The sequence below is a fragment of the Treponema sp. JC4 genome (assembly GCF_000260795.1).
GTDB lineage: Bacteria > Spirochaetota > Spirochaetia > Treponematales > Treponemataceae > Treponema_D.
In genome coordinates this window covers 1-1464 of sequence record NZ_AJGU01000100.1, presented here as the reverse complement: position 1 = coordinate 1464, position 1464 = coordinate 1, and the positions used below count along the sequence as shown (strand labels likewise).

The window sequence follows — 1464 nt, the reverse complement described above, 5'->3', positions numbered from 1 at the left end:
ATTAGTTCTATAAGTTCATTAAGGCATTTTGTATATTCATCCATATATGTTAAATCACCCGTGCCCGTACTCTTACCGTAATCACGCTGACCAGTTACAGGGTCAATAAAGTATGCCTTGTAATAACCACAACTCGTTTTACCAAGATAAAACTGACGCATAAAAAACTCCTGTCGATTTTTGAAAATCTCCAAGCCGGCATTTTTTACCAAATCGATTAATCAAATCGCGGGTCAAATCTTTTATCAAATTTGATCCCAAATCCAATAAAAACGCCGTGATGTTTCATGTGCCTGGCCCAGCAAGGTAGGACACATCAATAATATTTTAAAACATCATATGCCCTAAATCCATATAACATAAGGATTTAGGTATAAAAAAAACTCATCATTAAGATGAGCTTTGAAAGAGCGGATGAAGACAAAATGCGTTAAGAAAATCCGGGAGGATTTTTAGCATTTTGCGTCGTGTCATTCATGACACGCGTGAGGACCCGTTGGGTTCGACTCTCTTCAAGACGTGGACAATAAAAAAGCCTCCCTTTTTTAGGAGGCTTGAGAGCGGATGAAGGGAGTCGAACCCTCGTCATCAGCTTGGAAGGCTGAGATAATAAGCCGTTATATGACATCCGCATTTGTTCAGGCAACTTGGTGTCGCTTGATGTTTAATAATATATAAAATTGACGGATTTTGGTCAATAGCAAAAATGACTTTTTTTGAAAAAAAAATCAAAAATCTTTTTCTCTAGTCTGCTAATGCGTAGACTACTGTTGTAACTACCCTTACCCTTTTCAGCTCTTCAAGACCTGTGGCAGCATCATTAATACTGAAAAACCCCTGAGAAGCAGAAGTAATTTTTCCTACCTTACTGTGGCTGTCGTGTGCAAACTGTTCAGCTGCGGCCCGGGCATTTTCTGTTGCGTCAGCAATCATCTCAGGCTTTATCTGATTAAGGCCGTTAAATTCATAATTTACCTTTGTATCATAATCAGAGCGTACAGAAATTCCTTTTCCTAAAAGTTCAAGAGTATCTTCGCTGGCTTTTTTTACCTCATTTACTTTTGAAGAACGAATCAAAACATTCTGCTTGGCAATGTAAACATAATTCTTTCTTGAACTGTCAATGTAAAGTTCAACTGAGGTATCAGTGATTTCCGGGGCAAGAACGGAAAAATCGCTGTCGGTCAGTCCGTGATTTTTCAAGAAATCTTTTACAATTTCTGTCTGTTCTATGATGTTTTTTCTTAAGCCTGGAAGTTCGTTTCCTCCTACAGAAAAAGAAAGGCGCCATACAGCCATATCAGCAGGCACTTCCCTTTCAGAAAGACCTCTTACAGTAACTGAACGCTGAGGTTTTGTTACGTTTCCAAGTCCTGCTGCAATTACAAGACTGCACAAAAAAAGTGATACAGAAATAATTAAAATATGAATGGTTTTCATAACAAATATTTTATCATATCTTTC

At 37.9% G+C, this 1464-nt stretch carries 1 protein-coding gene and 1 tRNA gene; both read right to left on the bottom strand.

The window, feature by feature from the left end:
- Positions 1 to 559: 559 nt before the first annotated feature.
- Positions 560 to 632, bottom strand: a tRNA-Gly gene (locus MSI_RS13415).
- Between the two features lie 112 nt (positions 633 to 744).
- Positions 745 to 1464, bottom strand: a 720-nt coding sequence (locus tag MSI_RS13410; protein WP_237706518.1) for an SIMPL domain-containing protein, incomplete at its 5' end; no start/stop codon positions are given.